We start from the raw sequence: 20,322 nt of genomic DNA, 5'->3' as shown, positions 1-20,322 counted from the left end.
TCTGACACACTGCTGCCGTGACAGATGAATCGAACCTCGGACCGGGCATGTCGATGGAGGGCACCCTCCTCCAGACGATGGGAATCGTTGTCACCGAGGCCTCAGCGGACCGGGTGGTCGCCACCATGCCGGTCAAGGGCAACACGCAGCCGTACGGCCTGCTGCACGGCGGCGCGTCCTGCGTCCTCGCCGAGAGCCTCGGCTCGATCGGGTCCGCCCTGCACGCGGCGACGTACGGGAAGGTCGCGGTCGGCGTCGACATCAACGCCACCCACCACCGCGCCGTCCGCGACGGAGTGGTCACCGGGGTCGCGACGCCGATCTACCTCGGCCGTACGACGACGTCGTACGAGGTGGTCATCACCGACGACCGCGACAAGCGGGTCTGCACGGCGCGGATCACTTGCCAGCTGATTCAGAGCCCCCGGAGCTGACCGCGCGGCGGGCGAACGCGGAGCGGCGTGAGGAGAGCAGGGCCAGCAGGTTCGGGGCGTGCTCGGCGGCGAGCCGGCGACGGACGGTGAGCGTGTTCGCGAACCGCAGCACGCCGGCCTGACCGAGACCGAGGCGGGCCAGGAAGCGGTTCGCCTCGCGGGCGATCGCGGGTGCGACCACGGCCAGGTGCGCGCAGCTCTCGTGCTCGGCCCAGGCGACCGCCTCGGCGATCAGCGCCTTGCCGAGGCCGTGCCGCCGGGCCGCGTCGCTGACGTGCAGGTACTCGACGGTGACCGTGTTGTCGTCGTGCAGCGGGCTGACCGCGGTCCGTCGCAGGTACGCCATCCCGTGCACCTCGCCGTCCAGCTCGACCACCAGCAGCCGGCCGGCCGGGTCGCCGAGATGTTTGCTGACGGCAACCTCCGCGGCCGCCGCGGACGGCGGCGCCGGCAACCGGGACGGCAGCCCGGCGGCGGTGCTGAGCTCGCGCCACAGCGTGACCAGGGCATCCGCGTCCCCCGGCTGCGCGTCCCTCACCTCGACGGCTGCCACCACAGCGACCTCCCGGTCCGGTCCACCCCCGAGGTGAACAGACGGGCCGATACGCTCGTCCGAGCGCAACAGTAGGCCTTCGGGAGTCACATGCAAAGCTGACCCCAAATGTCCGGAGGGATCAGTTTGTTCATCGGAATCGGGACTGTCGTGAACGTCGCGACGGTGCTCGTCGGTTCGGTACTCGGCGTGCTCGTCGGCCACCGGCTGAGTCACCGGACCAGGGAGCTGGTCACCGACGCGATCGGCCTGGTCACGCTGCTGATAGCGATCTCCTCGGCACTCACCGTCGGTGACAAGGCACTCAGCGACGCGGTCGGCACCAGCGCCCCCGTGCTGATCGTCCTCGGCGCGATGCTGATCGGCGGCATCATCGGCTCGCTGCTGCGGATCGAGCAGCGGCTGGAGGGCTTCGGCGCCTGGATACAGCACCGGTTCGACCGCCGCGAGGGCGAGGGCAAGTTCGTCGAAGGGTTCGTGTCCGCGTCGATGGTGTTCTGCGTCGGCCCGCTGACCTTCCTCGGTTCACTCTCCGACGGTCTCGGCCGCGGCGCCGACCAGCTCTTCCTGAAGGCGGTCCTCGACGGCTTCACCAGCATCGCCTTCGCCGCCTCGTTCGGCTGGGGCGTGGCAGCCTCCGCCCTGGTGGTCCTCGTGGTGCAGGGCTCGATGACCGCGGTCGGAGCTCTGCTCGGCGACGTACTGCCTGACGCTCATGTCACCGCGCTCGGCGCCACCGGAGGCGTGATGCTCATCGGCGTGGCGCTCAGGTTGCTGAAGCTCAAGCAGGTAGCGGTCGCCGACCTGCTACCTGCCCTGATCGTCGCGCCGCTGCTGGTCCAGTTGCTGATTGCCGTCCGCAACTGAACCAGCAGCGACGGACCTCAGTCCTCGCCCAGGTAGGCCTTCCGGACCGAGTCGTTCACCAGCAGGTCCCGGCCGGTGCCGGACAGCACGATCTTTCCGACCTCGAGCACGTACCCGAAGTCGGCGCGCTTCAGCGCCGCCTGCGCGTTCTGCTCGACCAGCAGGATGGTCGTACCCTGCTTCTGCAACTCGGTCACCGTCGACATGATCCGCTTCATCATGATCGGCGACAGGCCCATCGACGGCTCGTCCAGCATCAGCAGCTTCGGCCGGCTCATCATCGCCCGGCCCATCGCCAGCATCTGCTGCTCACCGCCGGAGAACGTACCGGCCGGCTGCTTGCGCCGCTCCCCGAGAATCGGGAACAGGTCGTACGCCGCCTGCAGATCGGTGCGCACCCCCGCCGGATCCGTGCGGGAGAACGCGCCCAGCATCAGGTTCTCCTCGACCGACAGCCGCGGGAAGATCCGCCGGCCCTCGGGCGAGTGCGCCAGACCGCGGGTGACGATGTCGTGCGCCGCCACCTGGTCGATCCGCTCGCCCTGGAACCAGATCTCCCCCGACGTCGGCCGGAGCAGACCGGAGATCGTCTTCAGCGTGGTGGTCTTGCCGGCGCCGTTGGTGCCGATCAGCGACACCACCTGCCCCTGCTCCACGCTGAAGCTGATCTTCTTCACCGCGACGATCTTGCCGTAGGCAACTTCCAGGTCCTTGACCTCGAGCATCGCGCTCACGGGGCCTCACCCTCCGGTACGTCGTCCTGCGGCCGGTCGTCGTCTTCGTCCTCGCCGGTACCGATGTAGGCCTCGATCACGCGCGGGTCGGACTGGACCTCTTCCGGCGTGCCCTCGATCAAGGCCTCGCCCTGGACCAGGCAGAGCACCCGGTCGCAGAGGTTGAAGATGAACCGCATGTCGTGCTCGATCACCACCACCGCCAGGCCGGCGTCCCGGATCTTGAAGATCAGGTCGCTGGCCTGCCGGGTCTCCTGCGGGTTCATACCGGCCGTCGGCTCGTCCAGCAGGATGAGCTTCGGGTCGGTGGCCAGCGCCCGGGCGATCTCGAGCCGGCGCTGGTCGCCGTACGGCATGTTCCGGGCCAGGTGCTCGGTGGACCGGCCCAGGCCGACGAAGTCCAGCAGCTCCTGGGCCCGCAGCCGGGTGGCCGCCTCCTCGTGCCGGAACTTCGGACCGTGGATCACCGACGTGAACGCGCCCGCGCTGGTCCGGCAGTACCGCCCGACCATCACGTTCTCCAGCGCGGTCATGTTCGCGAACAGCCGGATGTTCTGGAACGTCCGCGCCATCCCGGCCCGGACCACCGCCCGCGGCTTCGGCGGCAGCGGCGCCAGGACCCCCGGCACGGGTGCCGTCAGGCCCGGGTTCTCCTGGAGCAGCGGCACGTCCTCCATCTGGTGGCCGCCGAGCGCGTTCCGCCGGAGCACCGGCAGGAACCGCATCGGCTGCCGCTTCTGCGGCGACGCGGCGAACCGGACCTGGCCGCTGGTCGGCTTGTAGAGCCCGGTGAGGCAGTTGAAGAACGTCGTCTTGCCGGCACCGTTCGGGCCGATCAGACCGACGATCTCGCCCTGCCGGACGCTCAGGTTGACGCTGTTCACGGCCAGCAGACCACCGAACCGCATCGTCACACCGGTTGCCTCGAGCACCGTTTCGCCGGTCACCGCCGGCCGCCCGACGTCCTGCACGGTGGTCATTTCGCCTCCCCGGTGACGAGTTGTTCCTCTTCGACCACGTCGGCCAGTTCCTCGTCCTCCTCGTGGAACTCCAGCTGCCTTCGTCTGCTCGCGACCAGCCCCTCGGGCCGGAACCGCATCATCAGCACCAGCAGCAGGCCGAACATCAGCAGCCGGTACTCCTGGAAGAACCGCAGCTTCTCCGGCAGCAGCTTCAGGATCGTCGCACCCAGCAACACACCGGCGATGGTGCCCATACCGCCGAGCACGATCGCGGCCAGCAGGAACGCCGACTCCAGGAACTGGTACTGGTCCGGACTGACCGCAGCGTCCTGGTGGGCCTTGATGGTGCCGGCCAGACCGGCCAGGAAGGCGCCGATCGCGAACGCGAGCAGCTTCAGCCCGAACACGTTCACGCCCATCGCCTCGGCGGCCTTCTCGTCCTCCCGGATCGCCACCCAGCCGCGGCCGATCCGGCTGTTGTTCAGCCGGGCGAAGACCAGGATCACGAAGCCGATCAGGACCAGCAGCAGGAAGTAGTAGTTCGAGAACCGGCCGAGGTCGATCCCGGCGACGGTATGGTCCGTGCCGAAGTTGAACCCGCCGACCTTCAGGTCGGGAATACCGGGTACGCCGTTCGGCCCGTTCGTCAGGTTCGGGCCGTTGTTGCCGTCCAGGTTGCCCATCGTGAACCGGAAGATCTCACCGAAGCCCAGCGTGACGATCGCCAGGTAGTCGCCCGAGACCCGGAGGGTCGGCGTACCGATGATCAGGCCCAGGATCGCGGACACGCAGGCGCCGATCAGCACCACGACCAGGAACGGCGGCTTCCAGTTGACCGTCGCGAACGCCGACTGCGACAGCACCGCGGCCGTGTACGAGCCGGCGCCGAGGAACGCGATGTACCCCAGGTCCAGCAGGCCGGCCAGGCCGACCACGATGTTCAGGCCCATCGCGGTGGCGCTGAAGATCAGCACCTGGTTCGCGATCGACATGTTCGCGTCCGACCCGTTCTGGGTGAACGGGAACAGGAACGCGACCACGAACGCGGCCAGCGTGAGCACCCGCTTGCGGCGCTGCGCGACGTGGCCGATCCACGTCATCGCGCCGGTGCGGAACAGGGCGACGGCCACGATCGCGACGAACACCAGGCAGAGGATGAACGACCACGCGTCCTGCAGGCCGAGCGCGTACGCCGCGGCGTACAGGATCGCGCCCATCAGCACCGCGATCGACAGGATCTCGAACCAGCCCGGCAGCCGGGCCTCGCTCATGTCCCGCAGTTGCCGCAAGGGCAGCATCCAGCCGGACGCCGCGAGCAGCAGGGCGCCGACGAGGGACACCCAGCCGCCCGGGTTCACGTTGATCAGGCCGCCGGCCTCGGTGGTGATCGCGATCACGATCAGCACCATGTAGAGCGCCAGGCCGGTCCCGAGCATCCGCAGGCCGACCGTCGCGTCCAGCCAGGAACCGAGCTTGACCAGCGGGCCCTTCTCGGCCAGCAGCAGTACGAGCGACAGCAGCGCGCCGATGATCGCGAGGATCTGCAGGCCGCCCGGGTAGAAGTTGATCGACAGGTCGTTGAGGATCTGGCCGTTATAGCTCCAGGACAGGAACGAGCCGATGATCACCAGGGCCACGCCGGCGATCCCGGCCGGCCAGGCGATCGGCTTGCCCGGCTTCGCCACCGGCGCCTCCGCGGCCTCGCCCACCGGCGTCTTCACGTGCGTCATGCCCGGTCCACCACCCTCGCGCCGAGCAGGCCCTGCGGCCTGAAGACCAGAACCAGAATCAGGATCACGAACGCCCAGACGTCCTTCCAGGTGCTACCGCCGAACTGGCCCGGGATGTACTGGGTGGCCATCGCCTCGACCACGCCGAGCACCAGACCGCCGACGACCGCGCCGTACACGTTGCCGATACCGCCCAGGACCGCGGCGGTGAACGCCTTCAGGCCGGCCAGGAAGCCCATCCGGAAGTCGATGTTGTTGTTCTGCAGACCCTGCGAGACACCCGCGATCGCGGCGAGCACCGCACCGAGGGCGAACGCGACCACGATGATCCGGTCCACGTTGATACCCATCAGCCGCGCAGTGTCCGGGTCCTGCGACACGGCCTGCATACCGCGGCCGAGCCGGGTCCGGTTGATGAAGAACCACAGCAGTACGGCGCAGGCCACGAGCGCGGCGACCGTGAAGATCGCGGACCGCTGGATCGTCACACCGCCCACCTGCAGCGCCTGGCCGGTCACCACGTCGAGCTGCGGGAACGGGATGCGCGCCTTCGCGCTCGGCCACTCGACCTTGTCGAGCACGGCCTTGAAGAAGACCCAGCCGACCTCCGCGACGACCGCTGCCACCGCGGCGGCGACAGCCACCGAGCGGATGTCGACCCGGACCCGGGCGCGCTGCTTCGTGGTCTGGCCGAGGATCGCGCCGACCGCCGTACCCACGACGGCGCCGCCGACGATCGCGGCCACGACGTACAGCGCGGAGAGGTCGGTGCTGATCAGCAGCACGACGATCCACAGCACGACGGCGCCGGCCGCGGCGCCGAGCAGCGGGGCCCGGTCGTACCACTTGGTGACCGGGTTGTCGAGGTTGACCCCGGACTGCCGGTGGCCGACCGCGTAGCCGGCCGCGATCGCGAGCCCGGCGAACACCACCACGGTCCAGGCCGGACGCTCGTAGAACAGCCGGATGAACTCCTGCAGGAACACGGAGATACCGATCGCCGTGATCAGCGGTGCGAGACGTGGCGCGTTCCGCAGGGGACGGTACGCGACACGCTCCATCAGCACCGCGGTACTGACCGACGCGATCATCGCGCCGACGATCATCACCGGCAGGATCCAGACACTGGTCTTGCCGTTGAAGAACAACAGGTACGTCGTCAGCGCGCCGAACGCGCCGATCATGAACACCTCGCCGTGGGCGAAGTTGATGAGCTGCACGATGCCGTACACGACGGTGTACCCGACCGCGATCAGGGCGTACAGCGAGCCCAAGGTCAACCCGTTGACGAGTTGCTGGAAGAACTGGTCCACGTCGACCTCCCATCTGCCTCGGTTGTGACATGCCAGGGGGGTGGGAGGATCACTCCCACCCCCGAGACATGAGGTCGACCCTGCTTACTTGTTCTCGAACGCCTTGGTTTCGACGGTCGCCCACTTGCCGCCGGCAACCTTGTAGACGGTCAGCACCTTGGAGGTGGTGTCGCCGTACTGGTCGAAGGCCACCTTCCCGGTCACGCCGTCGAAGGAAACCTTGCTCATGGCATCGACTGTCGCCTGGCGCGCGGACTCGACGTCCTTGGCGTCCTTCAGCGAGGTCTTCAGGGCGGCGATGATCGCGTTCGCCGCGTCGAAGGAGTAGCCGCCGTACGCCGCGTACGGCTCCTTGAAGCCGGCCGCGTTGTAGTCGGAGACGAACTTCTTCGCCGACTCCAGGGTGTCCACCGGGGCGCCGACCGAGGTGGCCAGGTCACCGTCGCTGGTCTTGCCGGCCAGCGTGATGTACTTCGGGTCGTAGATGCCGTCGCCGCCCATCAGCGGGATGTTCAGGCCGGCGGCCTTCATCTGCTGCGAGAGCGGACCGGCCTGCGGGTACTCACCGCCGTAGTAGAGCGCCTGCGGGTTCGACGGCTTGATCGCGGACAGCGCGGCCTGGTAGTTCGAGTCGTCCGGGTTGATGGTCTGGGCCGCGACGACCTGACCGCCGAGCTTCTTGAACTCCTCGGTGAAGGTGCCGACCAGACCCTGGCCGTAGGCCTTCTTGTCGTGGATCGTCGCGACCTTGGTGATCTTCGCGGTCTCGTACAGGTACCGGGCCGCGAACGGGCCCTGGACCGCGTCCGTGGTGCAGGTGCGGAAGTACGTCGGGTACGGCCGCTTCGGGTCGGTCTGCCAGTTGGCGCCCTGGGTCAGGCCGGGGCCGGTGTTGGCCGGCGAGACCTGGACGATGTTCTTCGCCGCGAGGACCGGCTGCACCTGCTGGCTGGTGCTGGTGTTCAGGGTGCCGACCACGCCGACGACGTCGGGGTCGGAGGCGATCGCCGTGGCGGCGTTCTTACCGGTGTCCGGCTTCGCCTCGTCGTCCTTGGCCTCGACCTCGAGCTTCCAGCCCGGGATCGCGTTGGAGTCGTTGGCCTGCTTCACGGCCAGCTCGACGGAGTGCTGGATACCCAGACCCAGGGCCGACAAGTCTCCGGACAGCGGCGCGATGACGCCGATCTTCGCGGTCTTGGTCGAGCCTCCGGAGCCCCCGCCAGAGTTGTTGCCACTGCGTGAACCGCAGGCAGTCAGGGCCAACGACGCCACGATCAGGGTCGCGCCGACCCGTACTACGGAACGCTGGTGCACTGTTCCTCCAATGTCTGGATAGTCCCAGCAAATCCGGGACTCTCGCGTATTTCCCGCGAGCACCGGCAGGTTAGACCCGGCGATGGTTCCAAACGAACAGCGCACCGGCTGTGTTGTGAGGTCGTTACCCCGGTAAGCATCGTCCTACCACCTGGATACTGACCCCGCAGGTGTGGCAGTGACATAGGGTCAGCATCCGGACTGCCTCAGTGAGATTCGGTGCGCGTCAATCACCCGAACCGCCACGGTTCGTCACGATTGCGCCGCCGGGTTCACCTCACGGTCACGACACGCCGGTATCGCGGGCGGACAACGCCCCAGCCGTGCTCACGGCGGACACAGGTTGTGCTCAGGAGTCGCCGGCCTCGTTGACCACGAGTTCGGCGACCTGCCGCATCGAGACCCGCTTGTCCATCGCGGTCTTCTGGATCCAGCGGAACGAGTCCGGCTCGGACAGCCCGAACTTGGTCTGCAGGATCGACTTCGCCCGGTCCACCAGCTTCCGGGTCTCCAGCCGCTCGGCCAGGTCCGCGACCTCACGCTCCAGCTCCGCGAGCTCGACGTACCGGGAAGCGGCGATCTCGATCGCGGGCAGCAGGTCGGCCTTGGAGAACGGCTTCACCAGGTACGCCATCGCGCCCGCGTCCCGGGCCCGCTCGACCAGCTCCCGCTGCGAGAACGCGGTCAGCATCAGCACCGGCGCGATCCGCTCCCCCGCGATCTTCTCCGCAGCACTGAGCCCGTCCAGCTTCGGCATCTTCACATCGAGGATCACCAGATCCGGCCGCTGCTCGATCGCGAGCCGAATAGCCTCCTCCCCGTCCCCCGCCTGCCCGACGACGTCATACCCCTCTTCCGCGAGCATCTCGGCCAGATCCATCCGGATCAAAGCCTCGTCCTCAGCGATCACCACACGCTTAGCAGTCACACCCGACACCTTATCGACCCCCGCTCACGACTTGGCCCCGACAAACCCGTCCAACACCGCGACCCCTTCCTTCCGGCTCACCGCGATCGCGTTCCGCCGGGGTTGCCGCCACTTGATACCCAACAGATCCAGCGCGTCGGTCAGTATGTTGCGGATGTCCTCGGACTCGTTCGAGAACATGTACCGCACGTAGTAGTACCGCTTCCCGTCCGGCTTACTCGCCCAGTTCACGAACCGGCACCCATCCGAGTGGAACAACCCCCGCAACAGCTGTTCGGGGTACTTGGCAACAATCTCCCGCTGCCAGTCCGCCAGCTCGATCTTCCTCAGATGCTTCAACCCGGGCCCGTGCTGCGGAAACAGACACGGCCAGTGCTTCCACCGAGCCTCCGTCCGCACGTAGCCGACACCGCGCCGTGGACAGGGGCTCGCGGTCGGCTTGACGAGCTTCATGGTCTCGAAGATCTCGCGGTTCAGATCCGGGTACTTCTCGTCGTTGGCAATTTGCAGCGTGAACACCCCGCGCCTCGCCTTCGCGATGTGACCGTCCCCGAGGTACCACCCCAGCAACAACGCGTACGCCGGCTCGTCCAACTCGGCACCGTCGCACCGCGGACACGGCGTCCCCTGAAACCCGGTGCCCCGAGGCAACCCGCGCCGCTGATACAGCCGCCGCCACCGCCGAATCGTCTTGACGGCAACACCGTGGATCTCGGCGTTCACGCGATCGGCGACACCTTCGTCGGACATCCGCAACGCGGAATCCACCGTCTCCTGCGACCTGATGTGCGGCATACCCCATCGTCACGCCGCCCACCGACAGTTTCTGGTGCCGGGTGTGGGACTTGAACCCACACGCCCTTGCGGGCAATGGTGTTTGAGACCACAGCGTCTGCCTATTCCGCCAACCCGGCAGGGTGCAAAAGCAACTCTAGCGGCAAGTGCGTCGAATCCACGCATCGGGCCCGTGCCGCTCGCTGAGACCAGGCATTCGGCGTGATTCCTGATTCGACGCGAGCGACGCCGGTTGACCGGGCTGCGCTGCGGGAGTGGCGGGATCGGCCTGCTCAGGCCGAGCGGGTGAGCGAGTGCCCGTGGTGCGGGACGGGCTCGCTCGACGGGTCGTCGTACGCGCAGCTGCTGGGGCCTGTATCTCGGGGTCGGTGGCCTGTCGCTCCACCGGCGGGGCGTGTACGCGCTGCGGATCGCCTGCGACGACGTCTATCCGCGGTTGATCGACGAGGCGGAGTACGTCGTGCGCGCCGTACACCCGAACCGCCCCGTGCACCGCGTGCAGGCGGTTGGCTGTACGTCGGTCGTCTCGTACTGGAAGCACTGGCCGTGCCTGTTCCCGCAGCACGCGCCCGGCCGGAAGCATCTCCGCACGATCCAACTGGAGGACCGGCAGCAGGAACTCGTTGCCGAGCACCCCGAACTGTTCCTCCGCGGCCTGTTCAACTCCGACGGCTGACGAGTCCCCCGACATCATGCACCTCTGCCGGCAGTCCCTCGACCAACTCGACATCCCCTGGCGCATGCCCCGCCCCAACGCCCTGTCAGTAGCCCGCCGCGAAGGTGTGCAACGTCTGGACACCTTCATCGGCCCGAAGTCGTAGCTGTCGACTCAGAGGGGTACGTCGCTGGCTCCAACGGCTGCCGCAGCCGAAACACCTTTAAAACCTTGCACCCAGCACTCTCCGTGAGCTAGGAGCGTGCCGGGGATATCCACAGGTGGAGCGTGCCGCATGGCGGGCACACCTTCATTCGCTCTCGCCTACGCCACCATTCGTGGGCACGGCTCGCGGCGCTACCCACCCGCCCGGCCAGCTTTGCGGAACATTCCGGGCACTATGCGCGAACTTTCTTCCGGAGTGCACGCCCTTCGCCGCTCGTCGCACTCGCGCCCGGCCCGGCCGCGCGCGGTACCCCCGCCGGACGTCTCCCGGGGTCCGACCTGCGCCGCGGTGTCCACCCCGCGCAGCCGGCGCGTCAGGACGACCCCGGGGGTAGGGAAGATTTCCTGCCCGTATCGGGACGATATTCTCCCCAGGTCGGTCAACCGCGGCAGGCCTGTCGGTACGACCCGAACGTTCCTGATGCAGTACTGAGGTTGACCCGGTTCGTCCTGCTGTGCGTTCGCCGGAGGCCGCTCTTACCGTGCTCCTGCCGGGCTCGCGCACGGCCGCCCGAGCCGGCCACTTCTCTCAAGCTGTTTGTCTTCTTGCTTTGGAAGCGGCTGAGGCGGGCGGTCAGGTGACCGTCCGCCTCGTGCGCGGTTGTACCGCTTGTTACGGGTTGGGGCTGCGGTAGGCGGGGGCGATGCCTTCGATGGCGTCGCCCATGCGGTGGACACGGAGGGCGTTGGTGGAGCCGGGGATGCTCGGTGGGGAGCCGGCGACGATGACGACCAGGTCGCCCTTCTGGAGGATGCCGAGTTCGAGGAGGCGCTGGTCCACCTGGCGGACCATCTCGTCGGTGTGTTCGACGGTGGGGACGATGTGGGTGGTGATGCCCCACACCACGCTCAGCCAGGAGCTGACGGACGGGACAGGAGTGAACGCGAGCAGCGGGACCTCGGTGCGGTAGCGCGCGAGGCGCAGCGCCGTGTCGCCGGACTGGGTGAACGCGATCAGGTACTTCGCGTCCAGCCGCTCGGCCACGTCGGCGGCCGCGCGGGCGATCACGCCGCCCTTGGTCTTCGGCTCCCACTCGATCGCCTGGACCCGGCTGAGACCGTGCTCCTCGGTGGACTCCACGATCCGGGCCATCGTCCTGACCGTCTCGATCGGGAACCGGCCGACGCTGGTCTCACCGGACAGCATCACCGCGTCGGCGCCGTCGAGTACGGCGTTCGCGACGTCGGAGGCCTCCGCCCGGGTGGGCCGCGGCGCGGAGATCATCGACTCGAGCATCTGGGTGGCGACGATCACCGGCTTCGCGTTCAGCCGGGCCTGGTCGATGATCAGCTTCTGGACCAGCGGGACCTCCTCGAGCGGGAGCTCCACGCCGAGATCGCCGCGGGCCACCATGAACCCGTCGAACGCCTCGACGATCTCGTCCAGGTTGGCGACCGCCTGCGGCTTCTCGATCTTCGCGACGACCGGGAGCCGCAGCCCCTCCTCGTCCATGATCTTGTGCACCAGCTGGATGTCGGCGGCGTCGCGCACGAACGACAGCGCGATCATGTCGGCCGGCAGGTGCAGCGCCCAGCGCAGGTCCTCGGCGTCCTTCTCGGACAGCGCCGGCACGCTCACCGACACGCCCGGCAGGTTGATGCCCTTGTGGTTCGAGACCGGCCCGCCGACGGTGACCCGGCAGATCACGTCGGTCTCGGTGACCTCCTCGGCGACCAGCGCGATCCGGCCGTCGTCGATCAGCAGCTGGTCACCGGGGTTCACGTCGCCCGGCAGGCCGTCGTACGTCGTCCCGCAGATGGTCTGGTCGCCCGGCACCTCCCGGGTGGTGATCGTGAAGCGCTCACCGTAGGTCAGGGTCGCCTTGCCCTCGGCGAACTCGGCCAGCCGGATCTTCGGGCCCTGGAGGTCGACGAGGATGCCGACGTTGTTCCCGGTCTCCGCCGCGGCGGTGCGGATCCGTTGGTAGATCCGTTCGTGCTCGGCGTGGGCGCCGTGACTCAGATTGAGCCTGGCGACGTCCATACCGGCTTGGACGAGTTCCATGATGCGCTCCGGGGCGGCCGTAGCCGGGCCGAGCGTACAAACGATCTTTGCGCGACGCACGTCACAAAACCCTACTCCTGCAAACCACTGCCCCCGCTGGTCCGCCCCCCTTACTGGACAGTTAACACCCGGGGAACTCCTCTCCCGGTCGCTGAATCGTCAAGAGGACAAGGGGGTGTAGGCCCCGACGGTGACGTCGCCGTTGAGCTCGGCGGTGACTGTCTGGAGGCCGACCGGCTCGCCCTTCAGGTACGTGATCAGGGTGACCTCACCCGGCCGCCGCAGCGTGTAGCCGAGGGCGAAGGCGTACGCCGCTCCCCCGGTCGTCCCGTTCGTGTACGTCGTGACCGGCCGCCCGTCGACGACCTTGGTCTCCGGGCCGACCTGCCGGTGCAGGTGCCCCGAGAGCAGCAGCGTCGCGCAGCCCCGGGCGGCGGTGTCCGCGAACGACGACGGATCGTGCACGACGAAGGTGGAGATCCGCTTGTCGGCCGGCTGGTCGCAGGCGACGTCGGCGAGCCGCTTGGACTGGTGGTCGACGGTCTCGTCGCCGGGCTGGTCCGCGCTGCCGAGCCCGGTCTTGGTGGGGTCGCTGTCGCCGAGGAACCGGATCCCGTCGACCTCGACCGGCTTGCTGTCCAGCACGGTGAAGCCGCTCTTGCGGTACGCCGCCTCGACGTGCCCGCCGGCGTCGTGGTTGCCGGCCACCGCGACCACCTTGAAGTCCTTGAAGTGCTGCCGGAGCGAGTTGACGCTGAACATCTCCCACTCCTGCCCGGACGAGGTGTCGTCGCCGGCGTCGATCAGCAGTTTCGCCCCGCCCGCCTTGGCGACCTCGGCCGCGACCGGGTCCATCCCGATGTTGTCGTGCCGGTCGTTGACCTGGATCGCGACGGTCTCGTCCTTGCCCGGCTGGTGGATCTGTCCCTTGACCCCGTCGATCCTGTCCTTGAGCTGGCCGTAGAACCTGGTCGACCGCTGGTACGTCTCGACGGCGGTCCGGATCACCCCGACCCCGCCGGTGGTGGAGAACCCGGACGCCACCTCGACCCCTTTGAGCTGGTCGTCCAGGTCGAGCTGCGGCAGCAGTTGCGCCAGCGAGACCCACTGGGTCGGCGGCGCCTCCACCCGGCGCATCCGGCCGGGCCCGAAGATCGAGGCGATCGTGATCAGCATCGCGACCAGTACGACGATCGCCCGGTGCTCGACCCGCCGTTCGTGCCGGTGGACGAGGTGCCAGAGTTCGCGGCGGCGCCGTACGCCGATCATCGCCCACAGCGTGGCGACCAGGACGACGGCCAGGAACCCGGTGCCCGCGCCGGCCAGCGCGTCGTCGACCGCCATCTCCTGGACGGTCTGCTGGATCCGCGCGATCTCACCTTCGGGCTGGGCGGCGATCAGCGCGTCCCGGTTGATCAGGTCGGTGAGACTCGAGGCGTCGGTCTCCTGGACGTCGATGTAGACACCGATCCCGAGCGGGTCGCTGCTGGCGAGCCGGAACCGCGGCAGCACCGCGCCGAGGTCGACGGTCGCGTGCCCGTCGAACGTCGGCGACACGACGGCCGCGTGCGCACCGATCGTGACCCGCTCGGAATCGTTCACGAACGCGAACAGCCCGACCACGACCGAGGTCGCCACGAAAAGCACGCTCAACGCGGCCCAGGGCGCGATCGCCCGGAGCCGCGCTTTCGTCACCAGCCGCCTGACCACGGTCACCAACCTACCGAGAAGCCCCACCCCGTGCCCGGCACACCGCGCCGGTCACCCCGGGTGGGGCCCTGTTCTCAGACTGCGAGCGGCCGGGCGGTCGGCGGGATCGGGGTGGGGAGGGTGGACGAACCGGTGAGGTGGGCGTCCACGCCGCCCGCGCAGGACCGGCCCTCGGCGATCGCCCAGACGATCAGCGACTGGCCGCGGCCGGCGTCGCCACAGGCGAACACGCCCTCGACCGACGTCTGGTACTGCTTGTCCCGCTTCACGTTGCCGCGCTCGTCGAGCTCGACGCCGAGCTGCTCGAGGAACCCCTCGCGCTCCGGGCCGAGGAAGCCCATCGCGAGCAGCACGAGCTGCGCCGGGATGGTCCGCTCGGAGCCCTCGACCGGGGAGAACTTCCCGTCCTTGAACTCGACCTCGACCAGGTTCAGCCCGGACACGTTGCCGTCGGCATCGGCCTCGAAGTTCACCGTGGAGACGGCGTACACCCGGTCGCCGCCCTCCTCGTGGGCGGACGCGACCCGGTAGATCATCGGGTACGTCGGCCACGGCTGGCCCGCCGGACGCTCGTCCGACGGCCGCGGCATGATCTCCAGCTGGGTGACCGAGCGGGCCCCCTGACGGTGCGCCGTACCGAGGCAGTCGGCGCCGGTGTCGCCGCCGCCGATGATCACCACGTCCTTGCCGGTGGCAACGATCTGGCCGTCGACGGTCTGTCCGAGCGCGACCCGGTTGGCCTGCGGCAGGTACTCCATCGCCTGGTGGATCCCGCCGTACTCGCGGCCCGGCACCGGCAGGTCGCGGGCGGCCGTGGAGCCGGTCGCGATCACCACCGCGTCGTACCGCTGCTTGAGCTGGGTCCCGGTGACGTCGACACCGACGTTGACGCCGGAGCGGAAGACCGTGCCCTCCTCCTTCATCTGCTGGATGCGGCGGTCGACCTGGAGCTTCTCCATCTTGAACTCGGGGATGCCGTACCGCAGCAGGCCGCCGGGCTTGTCGGCGCGTTCGTACACCGCGACCGTGTGCCCCGCGCGGGTCAGCTGCTGGGCGGCGGCCAGGCCGGCCGGACCGGACCCGACCACCGCGATCGTCTTACCGGTCAGCCATTCGGGCGGCTGCGGCTTGACGTCGCCGGTCTCCCAGGCCTTGTCGATGATCGCGACCTCGACGTTCTTGATCGTCACCGGGTCCTGGTTGATGCCGAGCACACACGCGGTCTCGCACGGCGCCGGGCACAGCCGCCCGGTGAACTCCGGGAAGTTGTTGGTCGCGTGCAGCCGCTCGATCGCGCTCGACCAGTCGTCCCGCCAGACCAGGTCGTTCCACTCCGGGATCAGGTTGCCCAGCGGGCAGCCGTTGTGGCAGAACGGGATGCCGCAGTCCATGCAGCGGCCGGCCTGCTTGGTGATGATCGGCAGCAGTGCCTTGCCGGGCCCGCCGGGGTAGACCTCTTTCCAGTCCTGCACCCGCTCCGCGACCGGCCGCCGGTCGGCGACCTCGCGGCCGGTGGTCAGGAATCCCTTGGGGTCAGCCATCAGATGGCCTCCATCATCGCTCGCGTGGTCGCGTCCTCGTCCAGCCCGTCGCGCTCGGCGGCCGCCTTGGCCGCCAGCACCCGGGCGTAGTCGCGCGGCATCACTGTGGTGAATCGCGGACCGGCGGCGGCCCAGTCGGCGAGCAGCTTCGCCGCCCGTTCCGAACCGGTCTCCTCGTGGTGCCGCCGGACCAGGTCCTGCAACAGCTCGGACTCGTCCTCGGTGAGTGGGAGCAGGTCCACCAGCTCCGGGTTCACCAGGGCAGGGTCCAGGTCGAGTACGTGGGCCACGCCGCCCGACATACCCGCCGCGAAGTTCCGGCCGACGGCGCCCAGGACGACGACCCGCCCGCCGGTCATGTACTCGCAGGCGTGGTCACCGACCGCTTCGACGACCGCGGTGGCGCCGGAGTTCCGGACGCAGAACCGCTGCCCCGCGCCGCCGCTGATGAACAGCTCGCCGGAGGTCGCGCCGTACGCGATCACGTTGCCGGCGATGATCTGGTCGGCGGCGTCGAACCGGGCCCGGCGGTCCGGCCGGATGACCACCCGGCCGCCGGACAGGCCCTTGCCGACATAGTCGTTGGCGTCACCCTCGAGCCGCAGGGTGACCCCGCGCGGCACGAACGCGGCGAACGAGTTGCCGGCCGACCCGGTGAAGGTCAGGTCGATGGTCCCGTCCGGGAGACCGGCGGCCTTGTACCGCTTGGTGATCTCGTGGCCGAGCATGGTGCCGACGGTCCGGTTCACGTTCCGGATCGCGACCTGCGCGCGGACCGGTTCGCCGTTCTCGAGCGCGGGCCGGCAGATCCGGATCAGCTCGTTGTCGAGCGCCTTGTCCAGCCCGTGGTTCTGCTCGACGGTCCGGTGCAGGGCCGCGCCCTCCGGGAGCGCCGGCACGTGCAGGATCGGTGCCAGGTCGAGCCCGTCGGCCTTCCAGTGGTCGACCGCGCGCTCGACATCCAGCACCTCGGCGTGCCCGATCGCCTCGTCCAGCGTCCGGAAGCCGAGCTCGGCCAGGTACTCGCGGACCTCCTCGGCGATGAACTCGAAGAAGTTCACCACGAACTCCGGCTTGCCGGAGAACCGCTCGCGGAGCACCGGGTTCTGGGTGGCGACGCCGACCGGGCAGGTGTCCAGGTGGCAGACGCGCATCATGATGCAGCCCGAGACCACCAGCGGAGCGGTCGCGAAACCGTACTCCTCGGCGCCGAGCAGCGCCGCGATCACGACGTCCCGCCCGGTCTTCAGCTGGCCGTCGGTCTGGACCACGATCCGGTCCCGCAACCCGTTCAGCAGCAGGGTCTGCTGGGTCTCGGCGAGGCCGAGCTCCCACGGACCGCCCGCGTGCTTCAGCGAGGTCAGCGGGGCCGCGCCGGTGCCGCCGTCGTGGCCGGAGATCAGTACGACGTCCGCGTGCGCCTTGGAGACACCCGCGGCGATCGTGCCGACACCGACCTCGGAGACCAGCTTCACGTGGATCCGCGCCTGCGGGTTCGCGTTCTTCAGGTCGTGGATCAGCTGCGCCAGGTCCTCGATCGAGTAGATGTCGTGGTGCGGCGGCGGCGAGATCAGGCCGACGCCGGGCGTCGAGTGCCGGGTGCTCGCCACCCACGGGTACACCTTCGGGCCGGGCAGCTGCCCGCCCTCGCCGGGCTTCGCGCCCTGCGCCATCTTGATCTGGATGTCGTCGGAGTTCGTCAGGTACTCCGCGGTGACGCCGAAGCGCCCCGACGCGACCTGCTTGATCGAGCTCCGCCGGGCCGGGTCGTACAGCCGGTCGGCGTCCTCGCCGCCCTCACCGGTGTTCGACTTGCCGCCGAGCTGGTTCATCGCGATCGCCAGCGTCTGGTGCGCCTCCATGCTGATCGAGCCGTAGCTCATCGCGCCGGTGGAGAACCGCTTGACGATCTCGCTGACCGGCTCGACCTCGTCGATCGGGATCGGCTGCCGGTCCGACTTGAAGGCGAACAGACCGCGCAGCGTCATCAGCCGCTCGGACTGCTCGTCGACGCGGGACGTGTACTGCTTGAAGATGTCGTACCGGCCGGTGCGGGTGCTGTGCTGCAGCCGGAACACCGTGTCCGGGTCGAACAGGTGCGGCTCGCCCTCGCGGCGCCACTGGTACTCGCCGCCGATCTCGAGCTTGCGGTGCGCGGGCAGGATCCCGTCGGCCGGGTACGCGCGCAGGTGCCGGCGCCGGACCTCCTCGGCGATCACGTCCAGGCCGATACCGCCGAGCTTGGACGACGTACCGGTGAAGTACCGGTCGACGAGCTCGGGCGCCAGGCCGTTCGCCTCGAAGATCTGGGCGCCGGTGTACGACGCGACGGTCGAGACACCCATCTTCGACATCACCTTGAGGACGCCCTTGCCGAGCGACTTCACCACGTTGCGGACCGCCTGCTCCGGCTCGACGCCCGGCAGGTAGGTGCCCTGGCGGCAGAGATCCTCGACGGACTCCAGCGCCAGGTACGGGTTGATCGCCGCGGCGCCGTACCCCATCAGCAGCGCGACGTGGTGGACCTCGCGGACGTCACCGGCCTCGACGACCAGGCCGACCTGGGTCCGGGTCTTCTCCCGGACCAGGTGGTGGTGGATCGCGGAGGTCAGCAGCAGCGACGGAATCGGTGCGCTGTCCGCGTTCGAGTGCCGGTCGGACAGCACCAGGATGCGGGCGCCGTCGGTGATCGCGGCGCTCGCCTCGGCGCACAGCTCGTCGAGCCGGGCCCGGAGGGCCTCGCCGCCGCCTTCGACGTCGTACACACCCCGCAGCACCGTGGTGGCCAGGCCGGGCATGTCGCCGTCGAGGTTGATGTGCCGGAGCTTGGCCAGCTCGTCGTTGGTGATCACCGGGAACGGGATCACCACCTGCCGGCAGGACGCCGGGCTCGGGCTGAGCAGGTTGGACTCCGGGCCGAGGCTGGACGACAGCGAGGTCACCAGCTCCTCGCGGATCGCGTCCAGCGGCGGGTTCGTGACCTGGGCGAACAGCTGCGCGAAGTAGTCGAACAGCAGCCGCGGCCGGTCGCTCAGCACCGCGATCGGGGTGTCGGTACCCATCGAGCCGATCGGCTCCGCACCGGACCTCGCCATCGGCGTGAGGATGACCCGCAGCTCTTCCTCGGTGTACCCGAAGACCTGCTGGCGGCGGGTCACCGACGCGTGGCTGTGCACGACGTGCTCGCGCTCGTGCAGGTCCTCGAACCGGATCAGCCCGGCGTGCAGCCATTCGTCGTACGGGTGCTCGGCGGCGAGGGTGTTCTTCACCTCGGCGTCGGTGATGATCCGGTGCGCGTCGACGTCGACCAGGAAGATCCGGCCCGGTTCGAGCCGGCCCTTCTCGGTCACGGTCGCCGGGTCGATGTCCAGCACACCGGCCTCGGACGCCAGGACGACGAGACCGTCGTCGGTCACCCAGTACCGCGAGGGGCGCAGGCCGTTGCGGTCCAGCACCGCGCCGACCTTCGTACCGTCGGAGAAGACCACCGAGGCCGGGCCGTCCCACGGCTCCATCAGCGTCGAGTGGAACTCGTAGAACGCGCGCCGCTTCGGGTCCATCGTGGCGGCGTTCTCCCACGCCTCCGGGATCATCATCAGCATCGCGTGCGGCAGCGAGCGGCCGCCGAGGTGCAGGAGCTCGAGCACCTCGTCGAAGGACGCGGAGTCGGACGCTCCCGGCGTACAGATCGGGTAGAGCTGCTCCAGGTCTCCCGGGATCAGGTCGCTGGCGAGCAGCGCCTCGCGGGCGCGCATCCAGTTCCGGTTGCCCTGCACGGTGTTGATCTCGCCGTTGTGGGCGATGTACCGGTACGGGTGCGCGAGCGGCCAGGACGGGAACGTGTTCGTCGAGAACCTGCTGTGCACGACGCCGATCGCGGACGCGAGGTCGGGGTCGGTCAGCTCCGGGAAGAACTTGTCGAGCTGGTCGGTGGTGAGCATCCCCTTGTAGGTGATGGTCCGGCCGGACAGCGACGGGAAGTACGTCGCGGTCTCCTTCTCGGCGCGCTTGCGCAGCCGGAAGGCCATCCGCTCCAGCGCCAGGCCGAGCACGCGGCCCGCCTTCGCGGTCACGAACAGCTGCTTGAACGTCGGCATCACCGAGCGCGCGGTCGCGCCGAGCAGCTCGGGCGTGGTCGGGATGTCCCGCCAGCCGACGACGTCCAGCTGCTCCTCGGCGGCCAGTTCCTCGATCCGGGCGACCGCCTTGGCGGCGTCGTCGGCCTCGGCCGGGAGGAACGCGACACCGGTCGCGTAGCTGTGCGGAGCCGGCAGCTCGAAGTCGCACACCTTGCGGTAGAAGGCGTCCGGAACCTGGATCAGGATGCCGGCGCCGTCGCCGGAGTCAGGCTCGGCACCGGACGCGCCGCGGTGTTCGAGGTTCCGCAGGGCGGTCAATGCCTTGGCCACGATGTCGTGGCTCGGTTCACCGGTCAGGGTCGCGACGAAGGCAACACCACAAGCGTCGTGCTCGTGCCGTCCGTCGTAGAGTCCCTCGGCGGGGAATGGGGGGCGACCATACATTCAGGAGCTCCCGTCGTCCTACGGTCAAATACA

General features: G+C 68.9%; 15 protein-coding genes and 1 tRNA gene. 3 read left to right on the top strand and 13 right to left on the bottom strand.

All coding sequences use genetic code 11. The features are described 5' to 3' along the window. Positions 1 to 17: 17 nt before the first annotated feature. The gene (locus AB0M51_RS05550; protein ID WP_344197015.1) at positions 18 to 434 is read left to right on the top strand and encodes a hotdog fold thioesterase; all 417 of its coding nucleotides are present in this window, start codon (positions 18 to 20) and stop codon (positions 432 to 434) included. Here the strand turns inward: AB0M51_RS05550 and AB0M51_RS05545 are convergent. After that, entirely contained in the window at positions 400 to 987 is a 588-nt protein-coding gene (locus AB0M51_RS05545; RefSeq protein ID WP_344197017.1) for a GNAT family N-acetyltransferase, read from the bottom strand. The two genes, AB0M51_RS05550 and AB0M51_RS05545, sit on opposite strands and share 35 nt — an antisense overlap. A 108-nt stretch (positions 988 to 1,095) precedes the next feature. Here AB0M51_RS05545 and AB0M51_RS05540 point away from each other — a divergent pair, with 108 nt between their 5' ends. Further along, positions 1,096 to 1,854, top strand: a complete 759-nt coding sequence (locus AB0M51_RS05540; protein WP_344197019.1) for a DUF554 domain-containing protein — start codon at positions 1,096 to 1,098, stop codon at positions 1,852 to 1,854. Between the two features lie 17 nt (positions 1,855 to 1,871). On the opposite strand, the gene AB0M51_RS05535 is transcribed toward AB0M51_RS05540, so the two are convergent. The 8 genes from AB0M51_RS05535 to AB0M51_RS05500 all read right to left on the bottom strand — a co-directional run bounded on the left by AB0M51_RS05535 (position 1,872) and on the right by AB0M51_RS05500 (position 9,749). After that, positions 1,872 to 2,588 carry an ABC transporter ATP-binding protein gene (locus tag AB0M51_RS05535; protein WP_344197021.1) on the bottom strand — a complete coding sequence of 239 codons (717 nt, stop codon included), beginning with the start codon at positions 2,586 to 2,588 and terminating at the stop codon, positions 1,872 to 1,874. Next, positions 2,585 to 3,568, bottom strand: a complete 984-nt coding sequence (locus tag AB0M51_RS05530; protein ID WP_344197023.1) for an ABC transporter ATP-binding protein — start codon at positions 3,566 to 3,568, stop codon at positions 2,585 to 2,587. The genes AB0M51_RS05535 and AB0M51_RS05530 overlap by 4 nt, the downstream gene beginning before the upstream one ends. Next, complete coding sequence (locus AB0M51_RS05525; RefSeq protein ID WP_344197025.1) at positions 3,565 to 5,280, bottom strand: branched-chain amino acid ABC transporter permease; 1,716 nt, start codon at positions 5,278 to 5,280, stop codon at positions 3,565 to 3,567. The genes AB0M51_RS05530 and AB0M51_RS05525 overlap by 4 nt, the downstream gene beginning before the upstream one ends. Then, complete coding sequence (locus AB0M51_RS05520) at positions 5,277 to 6,593, bottom strand: branched-chain amino acid ABC transporter permease (protein WP_344197027.1); 1,317 nt, start codon at positions 6,591 to 6,593, stop codon at positions 5,277 to 5,279. Before AB0M51_RS05520 ends, AB0M51_RS05525 begins: the two co-directional genes overlap by 4 nt. Before the next feature lie 84 nt (positions 6,594 to 6,677). Further along, positions 6,678 to 7,907, bottom strand: coding sequence for a branched-chain amino acid ABC transporter substrate-binding protein (locus AB0M51_RS05515; RefSeq protein ID WP_344197029.1), 1,230 nt, complete (start codon positions 7,905 to 7,907; stop codon positions 6,678 to 6,680). 349 nt (positions 7,908 to 8,256) lie between these two features. After that, a complete protein-coding gene (locus AB0M51_RS05510; RefSeq protein WP_344197031.1) occupies positions 8,257 to 8,844 on the bottom strand; it encodes a response regulator in 588 nt (195 codons plus the stop codon). Between the two features lie 15 nt (positions 8,845 to 8,859). Next, positions 8,860 to 9,630 carry a transcriptional regulator gene (locus tag AB0M51_RS05505; protein ID WP_344197033.1) on the bottom strand — a complete coding sequence of 257 codons (771 nt, stop codon included), beginning with the start codon at positions 9,628 to 9,630 and terminating at the stop codon, positions 8,860 to 8,862. A 32-nt stretch (positions 9,631 to 9,662) separates the two neighbouring features. Then, a tRNA-Leu gene (locus AB0M51_RS05500) sits at positions 9,663 to 9,749 on the bottom strand. Between the two features lie 275 nt (positions 9,750 to 10,024). Between AB0M51_RS05500 and AB0M51_RS05495 the strand changes: the two genes are divergently transcribed. Beyond that, positions 10,025 to 10,306, top strand: coding sequence for a hypothetical protein (locus AB0M51_RS05495; RefSeq protein ID WP_344197035.1), 282 nt, complete (start codon positions 10,025 to 10,027; stop codon positions 10,304 to 10,306). 817 nt (positions 10,307 to 11,123) lie between these two features. Here AB0M51_RS05495 and pyk read toward each other — a convergent pair. The 4 genes from pyk to gltB all read right to left on the bottom strand — a co-directional run bounded on the left by pyk (position 11,124) and on the right by gltB (position 20,289). Then, entirely contained in the window at positions 11,124 to 12,575 is a 1,452-nt protein-coding gene (pyk, locus tag AB0M51_RS05490) for a pyruvate kinase (protein WP_344197037.1), read from the bottom strand. A 99-nt stretch (positions 12,576 to 12,674) separates the two neighbouring features. Next, entirely contained in the window at positions 12,675 to 14,225 is a 1,551-nt protein-coding gene (locus AB0M51_RS05485) for a metallophosphoesterase (RefSeq protein WP_344197039.1), read from the bottom strand. A 74-nt stretch (positions 14,226 to 14,299) separates the two neighbouring features. Beyond that, the gene (locus AB0M51_RS05480) at positions 14,300 to 15,766 is read right to left on the bottom strand and encodes a glutamate synthase subunit beta (RefSeq protein ID WP_363748164.1); all 1,467 of its coding nucleotides are present in this window, start codon (positions 15,764 to 15,766) and stop codon (positions 14,300 to 14,302) included. After that, positions 15,766 to 20,289 (bottom strand): glutamate synthase large subunit, encoded by a 4,524-nt coding sequence (gene gltB, locus AB0M51_RS05475; RefSeq protein ID WP_344197043.1) that lies wholly within the window; start codon positions 20,287 to 20,289, stop codon positions 15,766 to 15,768. The genes AB0M51_RS05480 and gltB overlap by 1 nt, the downstream gene beginning before the upstream one ends. Positions 20,290 to 20,322 lie beyond the last annotated feature (33 nt).

Origin of the sequence: Kribbella sp. NPDC051137 (assembly GCF_040682535.1) — a bacterium.
GTDB lineage: Bacteria > Actinomycetota > Actinomycetes > Propionibacteriales > Kribbellaceae > Kribbella > Kribbella karoonensis.
Note: the sequence above shows the minus strand (reverse complement) of the source record. Positions and strands in the feature narration are given on the sequence as shown.

Coding starts and splice junctions, on each gene's coding strand:
- AB0M51_RS05540 (WP_344197019.1), top strand. CDS start 1,096: ATGTCCGGAGGGATCAGTTTGTTCATCGGAATCGGGACTGTCGTGAAC.
- AB0M51_RS05530 (WP_344197023.1), bottom strand. CDS start 3,568: ATGACCACCGTGCAGGACGTCGGGCGGCCGGCGGTGACCGGCGAAACG.
- AB0M51_RS05525 (WP_344197025.1), bottom strand. CDS start 5,280: ATGACGCACGTGAAGACGCCGGTGGGCGAGGCCGCGGAGGCGCCGGTG.
- AB0M51_RS05505 (WP_344197033.1), bottom strand. CDS start 9,630: ATGCCGCACATCAGGTCGCAGGAGACGGTGGATTCCGCGTTGCGGATG.
- AB0M51_RS05480 (WP_363748164.1), bottom strand. CDS start 15,766: ATGGCTGACCCCAAGGGATTCCTGACCACCGGCCGCGAGGTCGCCGAC.
- gltB (WP_344197043.1), bottom strand. CDS start 20,289: ATGTATGGTCGCCCCCCATTCCCCGCCGAGGGACTCTACGACGGACGG.